This window comes from Duganella sp. AC237, assembly GCF_979254035.1.
In genome coordinates this window covers 327,278-345,395 of the sequence record NZ_CEEDEW010000003.1, presented here as the reverse complement: position 1 = coordinate 345,395, position 18,118 = coordinate 327,278, and the positions used below count along the sequence as shown (strand labels likewise).

Here is an 18,118-nt window from a genome sequence, read left to right as displayed (position 1 = left end):
GAAGAAAAGCGCCGGCGTCAGGGTTCGCGGATCGATTCGTCCAGCGCGCGCGTGAGCGGATACAGCAGGTAGGACATCACCGTGCGGTGGCCGACGACGATCTCGGCCGAAACGGTCATGCCGGGCAGCAGGCGCGTGCCCTCGGTCATTTTCTTCAGCTCGCCCTTGTACTGGATGCGGCTCAGGTAGTAGGCGTCCATGCCGCCGCCGTTCTTGTCGGCCGCGTCGCGCTTGAACGAATCCTGGCTGATGGTGCGTACTTTGCCCTCCAACATGCCGTGTTTCATGAACGAGAAGGCATCGACCTTCAAATGGGTGACGGCGCCCGGCTTGATGTAGCCGATGTCGAGCGAATCGATCTGCACTTCGGCCTCCAGCTCGGCGCCCAGCGGCACCAGGGTGAACAGCGCCTCGGCCTCGCGTACGATGGAACCCACCGACAGCTTGCCGATCTCCAGCACCACGCCGTCGGCCGGCGCCACCATCTGGATCATCTTCAGCCGCTTGTCGGCCTTGGCCAGCTGCTCGTTGATGCCGTCGCGGTCGCGCGAGGCGGTCAGCAAATCCTCCATCGCCTTCTGCCGCCAGCTCTTGTCGAAGGCCGAGCGCTCGGCTTCGGCCGAGGCCAGCTCGCTGGCCATCTCGATTGCCTTGTTGCGCTGCATGTCCATGTCGCGCTCGACGCCGAGGCGGCGGTCGCGCGCCTCCAGCAGGTGCATCTTGGCGCCGAACTGCTCGGCCATCAACTGCTCCTGCATGGCCTCGACCTCGCGCAGCGCCTTGACGCGCTGGGCCAGGATCACCTGGTCGTGCTTGTTGGTCTCCAGGCCGGCGCGCAGGCGCGCGATGTTCTGGTCCATCTTGGTTTTTTGCGCCGCGAAGTTGGCCTTGCGCTCGCTCGACAACTGCGACTGCAGCTGTGTATCGGCGCTCGCGCCGCTGGCGACGTCGGCGCCGGCCTGGCCCGACAGCTCGGCGCGCAGGCCGGCGGCCTGGGTGTCCAGGCTTTGCAGCCGGATGCGCAGCTGCGACTCGTCGGCGGCGCTGAAGGTCGGGTCCAGCGTGGCCAGCACCTGGCCCTTCTTGACGATCTGGCCGACGCGCACGTCGATGCTCTGGATGATGGACGTCTCGAGCGGCTGCACCACGATGTTGGGCAGCGGGTTGACCAGCCGGCCGTGGGCGACGACGATCTTCTCGACCGGCGAGAAGCAGGCCCACAGGATGAACGAGACGAAGGCCAGCAGCAGCACGTGCAGGGTGACGCGCACGAACCGCGGCAGCGGACCGCGCTCGATGGCGTCCGCGTCCGGCAGGAACTCGATCTCGGTCTCGTCCTTGCGGCGCTTGAAGCTTAAAGGTGACTTGTTTGCTGGTTCCATAGGTGCTGGTAAGTTTCGCTACGTGTAAGCAGTTCTTCGTGACGGCCCGCATCCATCAGGCTACCCTGCTGCATGACCATGATTTTGTCGGCGTTGACCAAGGTCGACAGGCGGTGCGAAATCATCACCACCGTGCGGCCGACGGCGATCTTCGACAGGTTGCCGATGAAAATGGCCTCGCTTTCCGGGTCCAGCGCGCTGGCCGCCTCGTCGAGGATCAGGATGCGCGGCCGCGCCACCAGGGTACGGGCGATCGACAGGCGCTGCTTTTGGCCGCCCGACAGGTTCGACGCGTTCTCTTCCAATACGGTGTCGTAGCCCATCGGCAGGCGTTCGATGAATTCGTCGGCGCCAGCCGCCACCGCCGCCGCCACCAGTTCCTCGAACGTGGCGTCGGGCTTGGTGACGGACAGGTTCTCGCGCACGGTGCCGCGGAACAGGAAGTTCTCCTGCAACACCACGCCGATCTGGCGGCGCAGGTGCGACAACTCGATCTCGCGGGCGTCGATGCCGTCGAAGCGGACGATCCCCTCCTGCACCGGATACAAGCCCTGGATCAACTTGGTCAGGGTGGTCTTGCCCGAGCCGCTGCGGCCGACGATGCCGACCACGGTGCCCTGCTCGATGGTGAAGCTGGCCTTGTTGAGCGCCATCGCCTGCGCGCCCGGATAGCGGAAGGTGACGGCGTCGAACTTGATTTCGCCGTCCAGCACCGGGCGCAGGCCGTTGGCGCCGGCGCGGCCTTCCGGCGCGCGGTTCATGACTTCGCCCAGCATCTTGACCGACAGCGCCGTCTCCTGGTACTCGTTGACCAGGCCGACGAGCGAGATCAGCGGACCGGTGACGCGTCCGGCCAGCATCTGGAAGGCGATCAGGCCGCCGACCGACAGGGTCGAGTCGAACACGTCGGCGGCGCCGACCACGATCAGGGTGACCGGCAGCAGCTTGCCGAGGAAATCGGTGACGGCGTTGCCGGCGATCGAGATCTGGCCGACGCGGAAGTGCATGGTGATGGCCTCGGCCGAGCGCTGGTCCCAGATGCGGCGCTGCGACGGCTCGATCGCCAGCGCCTTGACCGTGCGCATGCCGTGGATGGTCTCGACCAGCATGCCCTGGCGCTGGCCCTCGGCCGAGTACAGCGCGTTGAGGCGGCGCTGGAAGGTCGGCACCATGGCCAGCACGATGCCGCCGATCATGGCCGCAAATAGCAGCACGATCATCGCCAGCTTGAAGGAATAGCTGAACAGGATAGGCACGAACACCAGCAGCGCGATCAGGTCGAGCGCGGTGAAGAACAGGCGCCCGGTCAGGAAGCTGCGGATCTTTTCCAGCTGCTGCATGTGGCGCGTGACCACGCCGGCGCTGGTGGTCTCGAAGAAGTCGATCGGCAGCGACAGCAGGTGGGCGAACACGCGCCGCGTCAGGCGCATGTCGATCTTGTTGGACGCGGCCAGGGTCAGGGTCTGGCGCAGGAAGCCGAAGGTGGCGTCGAACACCAGCGCCATGATGATGCCCACGGCCAGCACCTGCAGGGTCGTCACGCTCTGGTGCGTGAGCACCTTGTCGATCACCAGCTGGAAGAAGATCGGCGAGGCCAGCGCCAGCAGCTGCATGGCGATGGCGGCGATGAAGATGTCGCGGAAGGCGGCCTTCTGCTTGAGGATCTCGGGAATGAACCAGCGCAGCCCGAACGGCTGGTTGGGGTCGGTCAGCTTGTGCTGGCGTTTGATGAACAGCACCTCGCCGCCCCAGCGCTTCTCGAACTCGCCGCGCGCGACCATGACCACGGCGGCGTTGGCGTTGGCCGGGTTGAGCACGGCGACCTGGTCCTCGGCGCCCGGGTGGCCGACCACGTCGGCCGGCTTGACGCCGACCACGATGATCATATTGCCGTCGACCAGGCGCGCCATCAGCGGGAACACGCCGCCCTGCGCCATCAGGCGCGACCAGTTGAGCCGGTCCGCCTTGGCTTTCAAACCGATATCCGAGGCGATGCGCAGCAGCGCGCCGTCGCCCGGTTCCTCCGCGCGCAGCGCGTAGTCGTCGATCAGCCGCTCGGGATTGATTTGCAGACCATGATGCTGCGCGATGGCGGTCAGACACTGGATCGCGGTATGGGGAAATTTATCGTGCATAGGCCTGGTGTATGGATGAACTGGGCCGGGTGGGCGGGCGAAGCTTGCCTTCGCGCACTATCGTTCCAGCCTTCGGATTCTAACCCAGCGCAGAGCCCGCAAACGGCTTTTGTTGTTTAGAAGCACAAGCAGGTTTACCCCGCTATTCGACCGTTCAAAAAAAAACGGCAAGACCCGGAGGTCTTGCCGTCTTTGTGACGAGGCTAACTGAGGCTAACCGAGGCTAACCAAGCTTACTTGGCAGCCAGGATACCCTGGTGATGGGCGCCTTGCAGAGCCTTCAGTCGCAGCGTCTCTTCGGTCGAGACCGAGTTGCTCACGGCGGTCAGCTTGGTGTCGTAGTTGCTGATCGCGCTGGCCATCGCCGCCACTGCCGTGTTGGTGCTGGAAGGCATCTCCAGCTTGGTCACGGTGGTGGCCGCGCTTGCCGCGCCAAAGCTCGACATCGCCGACGCCAGGCCGCTGACCGAGCTGGTCAGGTTGGTGCTGGCGTTACCGGCAGCGAACCAGACGTCGGCCGCGGCGTGGGTGGCCCCGTCGGCGGTCTCGAAGGTCGAGGTCAGGCCGATGGTGTTGCCGTTGTCACGCGCGCCGCTGGTCTTGACGTCCAGGTTCAGCTTGGTGATGTTGAGCGACGCCAGCGATTTGAGCTCGTCGGCCTGGCTGATGCCGTCGGCGTTGCCGTCCACCCACACCTGCAGGCTGGAGAAGGCGCCGTCCTTGGCGTCGATGGTGCCGTCGCCGTTGCTGTCCAACTGCGCCAGCGCATCGTAGCCGTTGGTGGCCTTGGAACCGTCGGCCAGCGTGGTGCCTACGCCGAACAGCTCGCTACCATCGTTGATGGTGCCGTCGCCGTTGACATCGCGCACCAGCAGACCGTCGCCGCCGCCAACCCAGCCGGCGTTGACTTTGGTGCCCGAGGCGGTCAGGTCGAAGCTGACGCCGGCCGAGGCGCTCAGGGTCTCGATGCCGTTACCGTTCAGGTCCAGGACCAGTGGCGACAGCCCTTTCGACGCGTTGAACAGGGCCAGCGCCTGGCTGGTGCTCATGGCCGCGATCTGCGCCGTGGTCATCACGTTCGCTTGCGACGAGCTCAGCGACTTGAGCTGGCCGGTGCTCAGCGCCACCACCTGGTCGGTGGTCAGGCGCACCAGCTGCGTCGTGCTCAGGGCCACGAAGGCGGAGGTCTTGAGCGCGGCGATATCGGCCGTCTCCAGCGCCTGGACGCTGTTGGTCGACAGTGCCCGGATCTGCGAGGTGGTCAGCGCGTTGAGCTGGTCGCTCGACAGCGCCACGGCCTGGTCGGTGGTCAGGCCGGCCGCCAGGGCCGCCGTGCTCAGGGCCGACACTTGCGCGGTGCTCAGCGCGGTGATCTGGTCGGTGGTCAACGCGGCCACCTGCACGGTGCGCAGCGCGGCCATCGACGACGACTTCAGGCCGACGATGTCCTGCGTTTCAAGCGCGGCCAGGCTGCTGCTGCTCAGGGCCGACACTTGCGCCGAGTTCAGCGCGCCGACTTGGTTGGAGGTCAACGCCACCACCTGGTCGGTGGTCAGCGCGTTGGCGATTTGCGACGTGGTCAGCGCGGTGATGCTGGCGGTCGACAGGCTGGTCACCTGGTCGGTCGTCAGGGCGCGGATCTGGGCGCTCGACAGGCCGGCGATGGCGCTCGACTTGAGCGCGGCCAGGTCGGCCGTTTCGATCGCGGCGACCGCGTCGACGGTCAGGGCGGCCACTTGCTGGGTGTTCAGCGACGCGGCTTGGGCCGTGGTCAGCGCGGCGACCTGGTCGGAACCGAGGGCGCGGAACGACGAAGTGCTCAGCGCGACGATCTGGGCGGTCGTCAACGTGGCCACCTGCTCGGTGGTCAGCCCGGCGATCTGGGCCGAACGCAGGCTGGCGATGCTGGCGGTGCTGATGCCGGCGATGTCGGCCGTTTCAATCGCGGCGATGCTGGTGCTCGTCAGCGCGGCGACCTGGGCGGTGCGCAGGCTGGCGAACTGGGCGGACGTCATCGCGACGATCTGGTCGGTCGTCAGGCCGCTGGCGAAGTTGGCCGTGCTCATCGCGTTGAACTGGGCCGTTGCCAGGCCGTTGACCTGCTCGGTCGTCAGCGCGGCGACCTGGTTCGACGTCAGGCCGGCGAACGAAGCGGTTTTCAGCGCGGCCAGGTCGACCGTCTGCAGGGCCGCCACGGCGTCGGTGCTGAAGGCAGCGACTTGCTGGCTGGTCAGCGCGCCGGCTTCGGCGGTGGTCAGCGCGACGACCTGGTCGGTCGTCAGGGCGCGGATCTGGTTGGTCGACAGGCCGGCGACGGCGGCGGTTTTCAGCGCGGCGAAGTCGGCCGTTTCCAGCGCGGCGATCGCGTCGGTGCTGAAGGCGCCCACTTGCTGCGTGCTCAGCGCCGCTGCCTGGTTGGTGGTCAGGGCCACCACCTGGTCGGTGGTCAGGCCACGCACGCCGGCGGTGGTCAGCGCGCCGACCTGGTTGGTCGACAAGGTCGCGATCTGGTCGGTGACCAGGGCGGCGATCTGCGACGATTTCAACGCGGCGATACCGGCCGTGCTGATACCGACGATGTCGGCCGTCTGGATCGCGGCGACGCTGTTGGTCGACAGCGCGCTGACCTGGGCGGTGCTCAGGCTGGCGAACTGGGCCGACGTCATGGCGACGATCTGGTCGGTCGTCAGGCCGTTGGCGACGTTGGCGGTGCTCATCGCGGCGAACTGCGCCGTGGCCAGGCCGTGCGATCTGGTCGGTCGTCAGCGCGGCAACCTGGGTCGAGTTCATGCCGGCGAACGAGGCGGTCTTCAGCGCGGCCAGGTCGGCCGTCTGCAGGGCGGCGACGGCGTCGGTGCTCAGGGCGGCCACTTGCGCGCTGCTCAGGGCGTTGGCTTCGGCGGTGGTCAGCGCGACCACCTGGTCGGTCGTCAGGGCGCGGATCTGGCTGGTGGTCAGGCCGGCGACGGCGGCGGTTTTCAGCGCGGCGAAGTCGGACGGTTTCCATCGCGGCGATGGCGTCGGTGCTCAGGGCGGCCACTTGCTGGGTGCTCAGCGCCGAGGCCTGGGCCGTGGTCAGGGCCACCACCTGGTCGGTGGTCAGGCCGCGCACGGCGGCGGTGGTCAGGGCGACGATCTGGTTGCTCGACAAGGTCGCGATCTGGTCGGTGACCAGGGCGGCGATCTGCTGCGATTTCGAGCGCGGCGATGCCGGCGGTGCTGATACCGACGATGTCGGCGGTCTGGATGGCGGCGATGCTGTTGGTCGACAACGCGCCGATCTGGACGGTGGTCAGGCTGGCGAACTGGGCCGACGTCATGGCGACGATCTGGTCGGTGGTCAGGCCGTTGGCGATGTTGGCGGTGGTCAGCGCGGTCGAGCTGGGCGGTGGCCAGGCCGTTGACCTGGTCGGTCGTCAGCGCGGCGACCTGGCTCGAATTCAAACCGGCGAACGAAGCGGTTTTCAGCGCGGCCAGGTCGGCCGTTTGCAGCGCGGCGACGGCGTCGGTGCTCAGGGCGGCGACTTGGGCGCTGCTCAGGGCGTTGGCTTCGGCGGTGGTCAGCGCCACCACCTGGTCGGTCGTCAGGGCACGGATCTGGTTGGTGGTCAGGCCGGCGATGGCGGCGGTTTTGAGTGCGGCGAAGTCCGACGTTTCCATCGCGGCGATGGCGTCGGTGCTCAGGGCGGCGACCTGCTGGGTGCTCAGCGCGGCGGCTTGGGCCGTGGTCAGCGCGACGACCTGGTCGGTGGTCAGGCCACGCGACGCCGGCGGTGGTCAGCGCGACGATCTGGTTGGTCGACAGGTTGGCGATCTGGTCGGTGACCAGCGCGGCGATCTGCGACGATTTCAGCGCGGCGATGCCGGCGGTGCTGATACCGACGATGTCGGCCGTTTCAATCGCGGCGATGCTGTTGCTCGACAAAGCGCCGATCTGGGCGGTGCTCAGGCTGGCGAACTGGGCCGAGCGCATGGCGACGATCTGGTCGGTCGTCAGGCCGTTGGCGAAGTTGGCGGTGCTCATCGCGGCGAACTGGGCGGTGGCCAGGCCGTTGACCTGGTCGGTCGTCAGCGCGGCAACCTGGCTCGAACCCATGGCGGCGAACGAGGCGGTTTTCAGCGCGGCCAGGTCGGCCGTTTGCAGGGCGGCGACGGCGTCGGTGGTCAGCGCGGCCACCTGCTGGCTGGTCAGGGCGTTGGCTTCGGCGGTGGTCAGCGCGACGACCTGGTCGGTCGTCAGCGCGCGGATCTGGCTGCTCGACAGGGCGGCGATGGCGGCGGTCTTCAGTGCGGCGAAATCGGCCGTTTCCAGCGCGGCGGTGGCGTCGGTGCCCAGCGCGGCCACTTGCTGGGTGGTCAGCGCGGCCGCTTGGGCGGTGGTCAGCGCGACGATCTGGTCGGTGCTCAAGGCCTTGATGGTGGCCGTGCTCAGGGCGACGATCTGGTTGCTCGACAAGTTCGCGAGCTGGTCGGTGCTCAGGCCGGCGATCTGGTTCGATTTCAGCGCGGCGATGCCGGCGGTGCTGATACCGACGATGTCGGCCGTTTCAATGGCGGCGATGCTGTTGCTCGACAGTGCGGCGATCTGGGCGGTGCTCAGGCTGGCGAACTGGGTCGACGACAAGGCGACGATCTGGTCGGTGGTCAGGCCGTTGGCGATATTCGAGGTGCTCAGTGCCACCAGGGTGGCGGTGGTCAGGGCTTTGACCTGGTCGGTGGTCAGCGCGCCGACCTGGACCGACGACAGCGAAGCGATCACGCTGGTTTTCAATGCGGCGATGTCGGCCGTTTGCAGCGTGGCGATGGCGTCGGTGCTGAAATTGGATACTTGCGCGGTGGTCAGCGCGTTGGCGCCGGCGGTCGTCAGCGCGACGATCTGGTCGGTGGTCAGGGCCTTGATCTGGACGCTGGTCAGGCTGCTGACGGCGGCGGTCTTGAGCGCGGCGAAGTCGGCCGTTTCCAGGGCGACGATGCCGTCGGTCGACAGCGCGGCCACTTGCTGGGTCAGCAGGGCGGCGGCCTGGTTGGTGGTCAACGCGACGATCTGGTCGGTCGCCAGCGCTTTCATTTGCGCGCTGGTCAGGCCGGTCACGGCGCTGGTGCCCAACGCGGCGATGTCTTGCGTGGTCAGCGAGGTGACGCTGCTGGTGGTGATCGCGCCCACTTGGGTAGCGGTCATGACGGAAGCCTGCAGCGTCGTCAGCGCGCCGATCTGGTCGGAGTTGAGCGAAGCAAATTCAGCTGTGGTGATCGTGGCGATCTGCTGGGTAGTCAGACTTGCGATCTGTTCCGTGGTGAAACTGGTTACGACGCTCATTGCATTTCTCCTAAAGGGCGCTCATTCGATCTGTCCGAAAAAGCGGGAGCGGCGGTCCTACCGTCGTCTCCTGGCTTCCGTCAGTGGCACATTTGCCGTTTTATAACTATGTATTTGCTGATAATTCGTTACTACAGGCGCAAAAAATCCCGCACACACATTCTTAACGTCAACAAAAGTGTCAACTTTAGCAAACGGCGGCGATTTGCTGCATTTCAACTTAAATTTCTTTAAATTTGTGTTGTGCATCGTCCGCGACACGGTGAGGTGGACTTGGCGGACGACGATTTTGACCCACTCGAGTACAAGGCGACCGGAGCGAATCTTTCACTAAACAAACTTGTTGCTGCGGGGAATAAAAAATCTCGACATTCTCCGTCATGTATCCCAAATGCCCCAAGCATTTGAAATCATTGACTTTTTTCTACCCGCACCAGGGCTTGGGGGGCACCTGAACCGAGCGTATTGAGAGCAAGTATAGCCGACTTAATTTCCAACAAGAATTTATTTCCGCGAATGTATCTTGTCCGCAACCTGCATAAAAGCAATATTCCAGCGGCACCAATCATGTTCTTTAGATCATGTTGTATTGCTGAGAAGATATCCCTCACAGCGGCGCTACGCAGGAAAATCGCGTGCGATATTAATTCGTGAAGGAAATTTTGTTAAGGATGTTACTGTGACTTCATGACGGGCCCATGACGTCCAGCAAGCGGTCGTCAATGGCGTGGCGGGACGCGACACGCCCGCCGGAAAGGAAGGGAAGTGGCGCCGCGTTCAGCGGCTGTCGGCGGCCCGCATGCGCCAGGCGAGCACGGCCGAGGTGGCGGCCAGCAAGGCCAGCGCGACCATGTTGAGCACCACCGTCACGCTCGCAAACTGCATCGCCAGGCCGATGCTGACCCCGGCCTTGACGCTATATTGCCATCCGCCGTCGTGCGGGAAATAGCCGATCAGCTGCACCGCGTAGTACAGCATGCCGCCCAACAGGCCGCTCTTCCAGCGTTTGAGCGACAGCACGGCGGCCAGAAAGCCGAACAGCCCGACACCGAACAACAGCGGCAGCGCATCCGCCTCCTGCGGCGCGCCGAGGAGGCCCAGGCTCACGCCCAGGGTCAGCGCGCTGTTGAGCAACAGTACGCGCGCCATCCATGTTTCAAATTCCCGCATGCGGTTTCCTGTGTGTGGCGCCGTTGGCCGAGCTTAGCCGAAACGCGCCTGATAGTCGCTGGGCACCACGCCCAGCTGCGCGGCAAAGGCGCGGCGCAGATTGTACCCGCTACCGAAGCCGCTTTGGGCGGCGGCGCGCTTGACCGTCATGCCGGGCTGCTCGAGCAAGGCGCAGGCGCATTCCATGCGCAGCCGCAGCAACAGCTGGGCCGGCGACACGCCCGCCTCCTGTTGCAGCTTGCGGTGCAGCGAACGCACCGACAGCGCGAACGCCGCCGCCATCTGCTCGACGTCGACCGGCTGCTTCAGGCGCGCGCGCAGCCACGCCGTCAGCTGGCCGTGCAAGCCTTGCGCACCGGCCTGGGCCAACAGTTCGGCGCTGAACTGGCGCTGGCCGCCGGGGCGCTTGAAGAACACCACCAGGCGCTTGGCCACGCCCAGCGCGAAGTCGCGGCCCAGGTCCTCGCCGACCAGGCTGAGCGCCAGATCAATGCCGGCGGCGATCCCGGCCGATGTATAGATGGTGCCGTCCTTGATATGGATGGCATCCTCCTGCACCGTGATGGCGGGGTACTGCGTCTGCAACAGCGCCGCGTCCTGCCAGTGCGTGACGGCGCGCCGGCCGTCCAGCAAGCCCGCGCGCGCCAGCACGAAGGCGCCGCTGCACACCGCGCAGCAGCGCGCCACCGCCCGCGCGCCGACAGCGGCCGCGGCCACCCAGCGCACCGTCGCCGGCGCCAGCGCGACGCTGTCGCCCGTTTCCAGCCCCCTGCCGCCGGACACCACCAAGGTCGAGCCGGCCAGTCCCGCCGTCGGCAGCGGCGCGGTCAACACCGTCACGCCGGCGGTCGAGGCGATGGCGCCGCCGTCCGCCGACACCATATGTATACGGTAGGGTTCCGGCAGGCCGGCGTCCCGCGCCTCGTCGTTGGCGGTCGCGAACACCTGGGCCGGGCCGGTGGCGTCAAGCAGCACGAAGCCGGGGAACACCAGCAGCCAGATGTCGGTGGCTGCGGCGGCATTCTTGGAAGCGGGCGTCGGATCTGGTCTCATATTGGCAGATATTCCGCCATGAGTGTCATTTGTGTCAATCGACAAAATGGGATGATGTTTCCATTCCAACCCAGGAGGCTGCATGACACGCACCATCGGCATTTATGTTTTCAACAACGTCGAGGTCCTCGACTTCGCCGGACCGTACGAGGTGTTCACTTGCGCCACGCGCGTGGCCGGCAAGCTCGATCCGGGCACGCCGCCGCCGTTCCAGGTCCGCACCGTCGGCGCCACCCTGGCCATGCTGCGCGCGCGCGCCGGCTTGAGCGTGCTGCCGGAGACCGATTTCGCCGGCGGCGATCTGGTCGACGTGCTGATCGTCCCCGGCGGCGTGGTCGATGCCGAACTGGCCAGGCCGGAGGTCATCGACTGGATCGCCACCAGGGCGGGCGCCTGCGAACTGGTGGCGTCGGTATGCACCGGCGCCTTCCTGCTGGCCAAGGCCGGGCTGCTCGACGGCCAGCGGGTGACCACGCATCGGGACGACGTGGCCGGCCTGCGCGCCGCCTTCCCGGCCTTGCAGGTGGAGGAAAACCGGCGCTGGATCGACAATGGCGCCACCGTCACCTCCGGCGGCATCTCGGCCGGCATCGACATGTCGCTGCATCTGGTCGAGCGGCTGGCCGGCCGCGAGCTCGCGCTGCGCACGGCGCGCCAGATGGAATACGACTGGAACCAGGGATAGGGGGCGGGCATGAAAATCGTCCGCGCAAGCGAGTACACCGGCGCGCGCGCCTGGGAGGCGCTATCGATCGCCGCGATCGACAACGCCACCGTGCGGCTGCACTGGACCGACCAGCCGTACCGCTGGCACGTCAACGACGGCGACGAGGTGTTCGCCGTGCTCGATGGCGAGGTGGCGATGCACTACCGCGAGAACGGCCGCGAACTGGTGGCGCACCTGCGCGCCGGCGACATCTTCTACGCCGCCGAGGGCGACGCCCATTGCGCCCACCCGGTGGGGCAGGCGCGCATCCTGGTCGTCGAACGGGCCGGCAGCGTTTAATCCGGCGTGGGCGCTTTTCGGTCGCGGTGGGCCAATCTATATAGCAGCGGCAGCACCAGCAACGTCAGCGCCGTGGACGATAATATCCCGCCGATGACCACCGTCGCCAGCGGACGTTGCACCTCGGCGCCGGTGCCGGTGGCGATCGCCATCGGAATGAAGCCCAGCGACGCCACCAGCGCCGTCATCAGCACCGGACGCAATCGGCCCAGCGCGCCCTCGCGGATCGCCTGTTCCACCGTGCGCCCCTGCCCGCGCAAGGAGCGGATGTAGGAGATCAGCACCAGCCCATTGAGCACCGCCACGCCGGACAACGCGATGAAGCCCACGGCCGCCGATATCGACAGCGGTATGCCGCGCAGCGCCAGCGCCGCGATGCCGCCTGTCAGCGCGAACGGAATCCCACTGAACACCAGCAGCCCGTCGCGCAGGTTGCCGAACATCGCCAGCAGCAGCACCATCACCAGCAGCAGCGCAAGCGGCACCACGATCTGCAGGCGGCGCGTGGCCGACTGCAGCTGCTCGAACTGCCCGCCCCACGCGGTCCAGTACCCGGCCGGCACCTTGACCTGGCTTTGCAAGGCCTGCTCCGCCTCGGCGACAAAGGAGCCGATATCGCGCCCGCGCACATTGGCGCTGATGACGACGCGGCGCTTGCCGTCCTCGCGGCTGATCTGGTTCGGGCCGGGCGCCACGCTGAAGCTGGCCACCTCGCCCAGCGGGATGAAGTTGGCGCCACCGCTGCCCCCTGCACCACGCGGCAAAGGCACCGGCAGACGCCGCATCACATCGAGGTCGTCGCGCAGTGCGTCCGGCAGCCGCACCACGATGTCGAAGCGGCGGTCGCCCTCGAACATGGTGCCGGCCTCCTTGCCGCCGATGGCGGTGGCAACGGTCTCCTGCACCTCGCCCACATTAAGGCCGTAGCGCGCGGTCTTGCCGCGGTCGATTTCCACCGTCAGCATCGGCAGGCCGGTGGTCTGTTCGATCTTGACCTCGGTCGCACCTTGCACCTTGCCCAGCGCGGCGGCGATCTTCGCGGCGGTGTCGTTGAGGACCGCCGTGTCGTCGCCGAACAGCTTGACGGCGACGTCGCTACGCACGCCCGATATCAGCTCGTTGAAGCGCAGCTGGATCGGCTGCGAGAACTCGAACGCGTTCCCGGGCAGCTTTTCGACCGTCTCCCGTATCGCTGCCAGCAGTTCTTCGCGCGACTTGCGCGGCTTGGGCCAGTCGGCTTCCGGCTTGAGCATGATGTAGCCGTCCGAGATATTCGGCGGCATCGGATCGGAGGCGATTTCCGCAGTGCCGGTGCGCGCGAAGATCCTTTCGATCTCGGGGAATTTCTGCTTCAAGGTCAGCTCGATCTGCTTTTGCATCTCCACCGACTGCGTCAGGCTGGTGCCGGGAATGCGCAAGGCCTGGATGGCGAAATCGCCCTCGTTCAGGTTCGGCACGAACTCGCTGCCCAGGCGCGTCGCCAGCAGCAGCGACAGCACCACCGAAATCCCGGCGAACGTCAGCACGACCGGTGTATTGGACAGTACCCGTTCCAGCATTCCGCTGTACCACGCCGTGATCTTGCGGTGCTCCTTCTCGACCACGTTATCGCCGATGAACAGCGCCACGGCGGCCGGGATGAAAGTGATCGACAACAGCATCGCGCCAAGCAGCGCGATAACCACCGTCAGCGCCATCGGATGAAACATGCGGCCCTCGACGCCGGTCAGCGCGAAGATCGGCAGGTAGACCACCATGATGATCAACTGGCCAAACAGCAGCGGGCGGCGCGACTCCCTGGCCGCCGCGTGGACCTCGTCGAAGCGCTCGGCGCGGGTCAGCTTGCGGCCCAGCGTGGCCTGCGCGTGCGCCAGCCTGCGCACGCAATTCTCGACGATGACCACCGCGCCGTCGACGATGATGCCGAAGTCCAGCGCGCCCAGGCTGAGCAGGTTGGCGCTCACCTTGTACGTGACCATGCCGGTAAAGGTGAACAGCATCGACAACGGGATCACCATCGCCGTGATCAGCGCCGCGCGGATGTTCCCGAGGAACAGGAACAGCACCGCGATCACCAGCACCGCGCCTTCGAGCAGGTTTTTCTTCACCGTGGCGATGGCTTTGTCGACCAATACCGTGCGGTCGTAGACGGTGATGGCCTCCACGCCGGCCGGCAGGCTGCGGTTGATGTCGACCATCTTCTTGTCGACCGCCTGCGAGACGGCGCGGCTGTTTTGGCCGATCAGCATGAAGACGGTGCCCAGCACCACCTCGCGGCCGTTGTCGGTGGCGGCGCCGGTGCGCAGTTCGCGGCCAATCTGCACCTCGGCCACGTCGCGCACCCGCACCGGCACGCTGTCGGTGTTACTGAGGATGATGTTGCGGATATCCTCCAGCGACCGCACCTGTCCCGGCGCGCGCACCAGCAGCTGTTCGCCGCGTTTTTCGATGTAGCCGGCGCTGGCGTTGGCGTTGTTGCGGTCCAGCGCCGTCACCACGTCCTGCAAGGTCAGTCCGTAGGACGCGAGGCGCTGCGGATTGGGCGCCACCTGGTATTCCTTGGCGTAGCCGCCGATCGAATTGATCTCGGTGACACCGGCGACGTTGCGCAGCTGCGGCTTGATGATCCAGTCCTGGATCTCGCGCAGGTCGGTCGGCGTGTACGGCGTGCCGTCGGCCTTCTTCGCGCCCGGCTTGGCCTCCACCGTCCACAGGTAAATCTCCCCCAGGCCGGTGGATATCGGCCCCATGGCCGGCGCGATCCCGGCCGGCAGCTGCGCCCTCGCCTCCTGTATCCGCTCGTTGACCATTTGGCGCGCGAAGAAGATGTCGGTGCCGTCCTTGAAGATGACGGTGATCTGCGACAGCCCATAGCGCGACAACGAGCGTGTCTGCTCCAGGTTCGGCAGGCCGGCCATGACGGTCTCGATCGGGAACGTCACGCGCTGCTCGGTCTCCAGCGGCGAGTAGCCCGGCGCGGCGGTATTAATCTGCACCTGCACGTTGGTGATGTCGGGTACCGCGTCGATGGGCAGCTTTTGATAGCTGTAGATGCCGAAACCGGCCATCCCCGCCACCGCCAGCATGACCAGCCAGCGCTGGACGATGGCAAATCGTATGATGCGTTCGAACATGATGTCGTCCCCCGCCTCAGTGCGCGTGCTCGGCGCTGCCCTTGCCCAGTTCCGCCTTGAGGACGAAACTGCCGGCGGCCGCGTACTGCGTACCCGCCGTCAGGCCTTGCAGGATTTCGGTGGTCTTGCCGTCGCTGCGGCCCGTCACCACGGGCTGCGGCCGGAAGCCGCCGGCCACCTTGACGAACACCACCGGCTTGTCCTCCAGGGTCTGGATCGCCTCGGTGTTGACGGCGACGGCGGCGGCGCCGGTCTGGCCGGACAGCACATCGACGTTGACGAACAGGCCCGGACGCCAGGCGCGGTCGGGATTGGCCAGCGCCACGCGCGCCTTGGCGGTGCGGGTCTGCTCGCCGAGCAGCGAGCCGACGTAGGTGATCTTGCCGGTGGCTTGGGCGTCGAACGCGGAAGCCTTGACGGTCACCGTCTCGCCCACGCGCACCAGGTTCAGGTCCTTCGGCGGCACGGCGATTTCGGCCCACACGGTCGACAGGTCGGAGATGGTGAAGACGTTGGCGTCCTCCTTGACCGCCTCGCCCAGCGCCAGGTGCTTTTCCATGACGATGCCGTCGAACGGCGCGCGCAGCTCCAGCCGGTTCAGGTCCGAGCCGGAGGCGGCCCCGGTGCCGAAGGCGTTCAACTTCTGGCGCGCGTTCTGCACCGCGATCTCCGCTTCGCTCATCGCCTGTTTGGCCTGCAGATAATCCTGCTCGGCCGAGATCTTGTCCTGCCACAGGCGGCGCTCGCGATCGAGCGTGGTGCTGGCCAGCGCCAGCCGCCGCTGCGCCGACAGCAGCTCGCTGCGCTGCTCGGACAAGCCGCTGCTGGCGACCACCGCCAGCACCTGCCCCTGCCTGACGATCTGGCCCAGGTCGGCCATCACGGCGGTGACCACGCCGGAGAGCTTGGGCACCACGTGCGCGGTGCGGTCCTCGTTGAAGCGGATTTCGCCGGGCAAGGTGATGGCGGTGCTGATGTCGGCCGGCGCGGCGGCGGCGACGGTGATGCCGGCGGCCTTGACCTGCGCGTCGTCGAGCGCGATTTTTTCCGGCTTTTCTTGCGCGTCGTGGTCGTCCTTGCGCGGCGCCACCGCTTCCGCACCATGGTCATCGTGATTTTCGCGTGTATCTTCGCCGCGCTTCGGCATCAGCATCCATGCCGCCAGCAGCAGTCCGATGACCACCATGACGGCGATCGTGATTTTCTGTTTCCTGGTCATGCTAGTCATCTTATTGTTCCTCTCCGAGGATGCGGCCGATGGCGGACTTGGCGCGATGCGCCTCCGCCAGGGCGTTCAGGTATTGGGATTTCGCCTGCAGCAAGGTGCGCTGGGCGTCGAGCACGTCGAGAAAGCCGAATTTGCCGTAATCGAAGCCGGTGCTGGCCGCCTCGTACGCGCTTTGCGCGCCGGGCACGATTTCGCTGCGCAGCGCCAGCGCCTGTTGGCGGGCGACGTCGAAATCCTCGCGCGCCTGCGCCAGTTCGGCGTCCAGCCGCAGCGCGGTGGAGCGCAACTCGTCGCGCGCCTTGTCGACGCGGCGCGCCGTCTCCAGCACATTGCCCTGGTTGCGGTCGAACAAAGGCAGCGGCACGGAAATGCCGAACACCGCCTGCGACCGCCCCAGCTCCTCCGAGCGCTTGCTGCCGACGTTGAGCGTGACATCGGGCACGCGGCGGGTCAGCTCGACCTTGGCCAGCGCCTGGCGCTTGTCCAGTTCCGAGCGCGCCAGCGCCATGCCCGGCGCCTGCGCCAGCCGGTGGTGCAGCAAGGCCTGGTCGGGCAGCGACGGCAACGTATCGAGATTATCGAGATCGCCGGCGGCCTTCTCGAAGCGCGGCGCCGGATTGCCCCACATCGCCGCCAGCCGCTTGCGCGCGATCGCCAGGGTGCTGCGCGCGCGCAGCAGATCCAGTTGCACGGTTGACGCGGCGACCCGCGCGCGCGTCTCCTCCACCGGCGACACCTTGCCGGCGACAACGCGCCGGCCGGTGGCGGCTGCCGCGCGCTGCGCCAGCTCGGACGCCTCCTGCGCCAGCCGCAGTTGCTCCTGCGCGGCCAGCACGGCGAACCAGCCGTCGATGACATCGGCGCGGAGTTCGGCCTGCCGCGCGCCCAGCTGCGCCGAGGCGCTATCGCGTTCGCGCTGCGCGGCCTGCATGCGCGCCTGCCGTTTGCCGCCCAGCTCCAGCGGCTGACTCAATAGAAAGGTGGTTTCACGGGCGTCACTGCTATTGCTGCGGCGTGTGTCCACCCGTTCGACCGACAGCGAGGGATTGGGCAGCAAACCGGCCTGCTGGACCGCGCCGTCCACGGCCAGCAGCTCGTGGCGCGCGGCCGACAGGTCGGCATTGGCGCCGGCGGCCAGTGCCAGCGCCGTCTCCAGGGTCAGTGGCCCGGTCGGTTCGGACGCGGGCGCGGAGGCAAGACCACCGGCCAGCGCGAACGCCGGCCATGCCGCCATATAAAGCGACAAAACATACTTGAACATCGAATTCTCCGAATAAATGGAAAAGAATTCGACGAGACGTCACCGTCTTCCGACAGAAAATGAGGAGGGGAGTCTCGTCGCGCTAGGCGACGAGCAGCCAATTGGGTCGCCGGGGCCCATCGGAGATGTGAGAATGATAATTCGCCAGCGGCGGCTCCGCATGCGATTGCGTCGCCGGCTGGACGGCGGCGCCGCTCTCCTCGAGCACCGAGGCCTGCACCGCGTGGTGGCAAACTTCGCAATCGTTATGGACTTTGACCGGCTTGCCGTGGTCCGGATCTTCGTCGGACTGGGCCTGGTGCGCATGGCCATGGTGGCCGAAGTGGCTCACCTTGGCCGGCTCGTGCTGGCAATAGACGGCCGCCATCGACCAGGCGTACTGGATCGGCAGTATGGTCAGCAGCAGGATGAGCAATAGCTTTTTCACCAGGC

The 18,118-nt window shown here is 66.6% G+C and carries 11 protein-coding genes and 4 pseudogenes; 2 read left to right on the top strand and 13 right to left on the bottom strand.

Annotated elements, in window-relative coordinates:
* Positions 1 to 17 precede the first annotated feature (17 nt).
* From AC0IYS_RS01845 to AC0IYS_RS01805, 9 genes and pseudogenes are all read right to left on the bottom strand, one after another.
* Complete coding sequence (locus AC0IYS_RS01845) at positions 18 to 1,382, bottom strand: HlyD family type I secretion periplasmic adaptor subunit (RefSeq protein WP_471703577.1); 1,365 nt, start codon at positions 1,380 to 1,382, stop codon at positions 18 to 20.
* Positions 1,355 to 3,517 (bottom strand): peptidase domain-containing ABC transporter, encoded by a 2,163-nt coding sequence (locus AC0IYS_RS01840; protein ID WP_471703576.1) that lies wholly within the window; start codon positions 3,515 to 3,517, stop codon positions 1,355 to 1,357. The genes AC0IYS_RS01845 and AC0IYS_RS01840 overlap by 28 nt, the downstream gene beginning before the upstream one ends.
* A gap of 233 nt (positions 3,518 to 3,750) precedes the next feature.
* On the bottom strand, positions 3,751 to 6,234 hold the full coding sequence (locus AC0IYS_RS01835; protein WP_471703575.1) for a beta strand repeat-containing protein: 2,484 nt from the start codon (positions 6,232 to 6,234) through the stop codon (positions 3,751 to 3,753).
* Positions 6,235 to 6,310: 76 nt separating this feature from the next.
* Positions 6,311 to 6,475 (bottom strand): annotated as a pseudogene (locus tag AC0IYS_RS01830) (hypothetical protein); the annotation flags it as partial.
* A 341-nt stretch (positions 6,476 to 6,816) separates the two neighbouring features.
* Positions 6,817 to 6,861: pseudogene (locus AC0IYS_RS01825) on the bottom strand (hypothetical protein); the annotation flags it as partial.
* A gap of 139 nt (positions 6,862 to 7,000) precedes the next feature.
* Positions 7,001 to 7,249: pseudogene (locus tag AC0IYS_RS01820) on the bottom strand (hypothetical protein); the annotation flags it as partial.
* A 118-nt stretch (positions 7,250 to 7,367) separates the two neighbouring features.
* A pseudogene (locus AC0IYS_RS01815) lies at positions 7,368 to 8,834 on the bottom strand (heme utilization protein); the annotation flags it as partial.
* A gap of 777 nt (positions 8,835 to 9,611) precedes the next feature.
* Positions 9,612 to 10,004: a hypothetical protein gene (locus tag AC0IYS_RS01810; RefSeq protein ID WP_471703574.1), complete on the bottom strand. Its 393-nt coding sequence runs from the start codon at positions 10,002 to 10,004 to the stop codon at positions 9,612 to 9,614.
* Positions 10,005 to 10,037: 33 nt separating this feature from the next.
* Positions 10,038 to 11,057: a GlxA family transcriptional regulator gene (locus tag AC0IYS_RS01805; RefSeq protein WP_471703573.1), complete on the bottom strand. Its 1,020-nt coding sequence runs from the start codon at positions 11,055 to 11,057 to the stop codon at positions 10,038 to 10,040.
* An 82-nt stretch (positions 11,058 to 11,139) separates the two neighbouring features.
* Between AC0IYS_RS01805 and AC0IYS_RS01800 the strand changes: the two genes are divergently transcribed.
* Positions 11,140 to 11,742: a DJ-1/PfpI family protein gene (locus AC0IYS_RS01800; protein WP_471703572.1), complete on the top strand. Its 603-nt coding sequence runs from the start codon at positions 11,140 to 11,142 to the stop codon at positions 11,740 to 11,742.
* A gap of 9 nt (positions 11,743 to 11,751) precedes the next feature.
* Entirely contained in the window at positions 11,752 to 12,063 is a 312-nt protein-coding gene (locus tag AC0IYS_RS01795) for a cupin domain-containing protein (RefSeq protein WP_471703571.1), read from the top strand.
* Here AC0IYS_RS01795 and AC0IYS_RS01790 read toward each other — a convergent pair.
* The 4 genes from AC0IYS_RS01790 to AC0IYS_RS01775 form a co-directional block, all read right to left on the bottom strand.
* The gene (locus AC0IYS_RS01790) at positions 12,060 to 15,197 is read right to left on the bottom strand and encodes an efflux RND transporter permease subunit (protein ID WP_471703570.1); all 3,138 of its coding nucleotides are present in this window, start codon (positions 15,195 to 15,197) and stop codon (positions 12,060 to 12,062) included. The genes AC0IYS_RS01795 and AC0IYS_RS01790 overlap by 4 nt on opposite strands.
* A 16-nt stretch (positions 15,198 to 15,213) precedes the next feature.
* Positions 15,214 to 16,416, bottom strand: coding sequence for an efflux RND transporter periplasmic adaptor subunit (locus AC0IYS_RS01785; RefSeq protein ID WP_471708779.1), 1,203 nt, complete (start codon positions 16,414 to 16,416; stop codon positions 15,214 to 15,216).
* A 10-nt stretch (positions 16,417 to 16,426) separates the two neighbouring features.
* Positions 16,427 to 17,686 (bottom strand): TolC family protein, encoded by a 1,260-nt coding sequence (locus AC0IYS_RS01780; protein ID WP_471703569.1) that lies wholly within the window; start codon positions 17,684 to 17,686, stop codon positions 16,427 to 16,429.
* Between the two features lie 82 nt (positions 17,687 to 17,768).
* Positions 17,769 to 18,113, bottom strand: coding sequence for a hypothetical protein (locus AC0IYS_RS01775; RefSeq protein WP_471703568.1), 345 nt, complete (start codon positions 18,111 to 18,113; stop codon positions 17,769 to 17,771).
* Between the last annotated feature and the right edge of the window lie 5 nt (positions 18,114 to 18,118).

Coding starts and splice junctions, on each gene's coding strand:
- AC0IYS_RS01845 (WP_471703577.1), bottom strand. CDS start 1,382: ATGGAACCAGCAAACAAGTCACCTTTAAGCTTCAAGCGCCGCAAGGAC.
- AC0IYS_RS01840 (WP_471703576.1), bottom strand. CDS start 3,517: ATGCACGATAAATTTCCCCATACCGCGATCCAGTGTCTGACCGCCATC.
- AC0IYS_RS01835 (WP_471703575.1), bottom strand. CDS start 6,234: ATGAGCACCGCCAACGTCGCCAACGGCCTGACGACCGACCAGATCGTC.
- AC0IYS_RS01810 (WP_471703574.1), bottom strand. CDS start 10,004: ATGCGGGAATTTGAAACATGGATGGCGCGCGTACTGTTGCTCAACAGC.
- AC0IYS_RS01805 (WP_471703573.1), bottom strand. CDS start 11,057: ATGAGACCAGATCCGACGCCCGCTTCCAAGAATGCCGCCGCAGCCACC.
- AC0IYS_RS01800 (WP_471703572.1), top strand. CDS start 11,140: ATGACACGCACCATCGGCATTTATGTTTTCAACAACGTCGAGGTCCTC.
- AC0IYS_RS01795 (WP_471703571.1), top strand. CDS start 11,752: ATGAAAATCGTCCGCGCAAGCGAGTACACCGGCGCGCGCGCCTGGGAG.
- AC0IYS_RS01790 (WP_471703570.1), bottom strand. CDS start 15,197: ATGTTCGAACGCATCATACGATTTGCCATCGTCCAGCGCTGGCTGGTC.
- AC0IYS_RS01785 (WP_471708779.1), bottom strand. CDS start 16,416: ATGACCAGGAAACAGAAAATCACGATCGCCGTCATGGTGGTCATCGGA.
- AC0IYS_RS01780 (WP_471703569.1), bottom strand. CDS start 17,686: ATGTTCAAGTATGTTTTGTCGCTTTATATGGCGGCATGGCCGGCGTTC.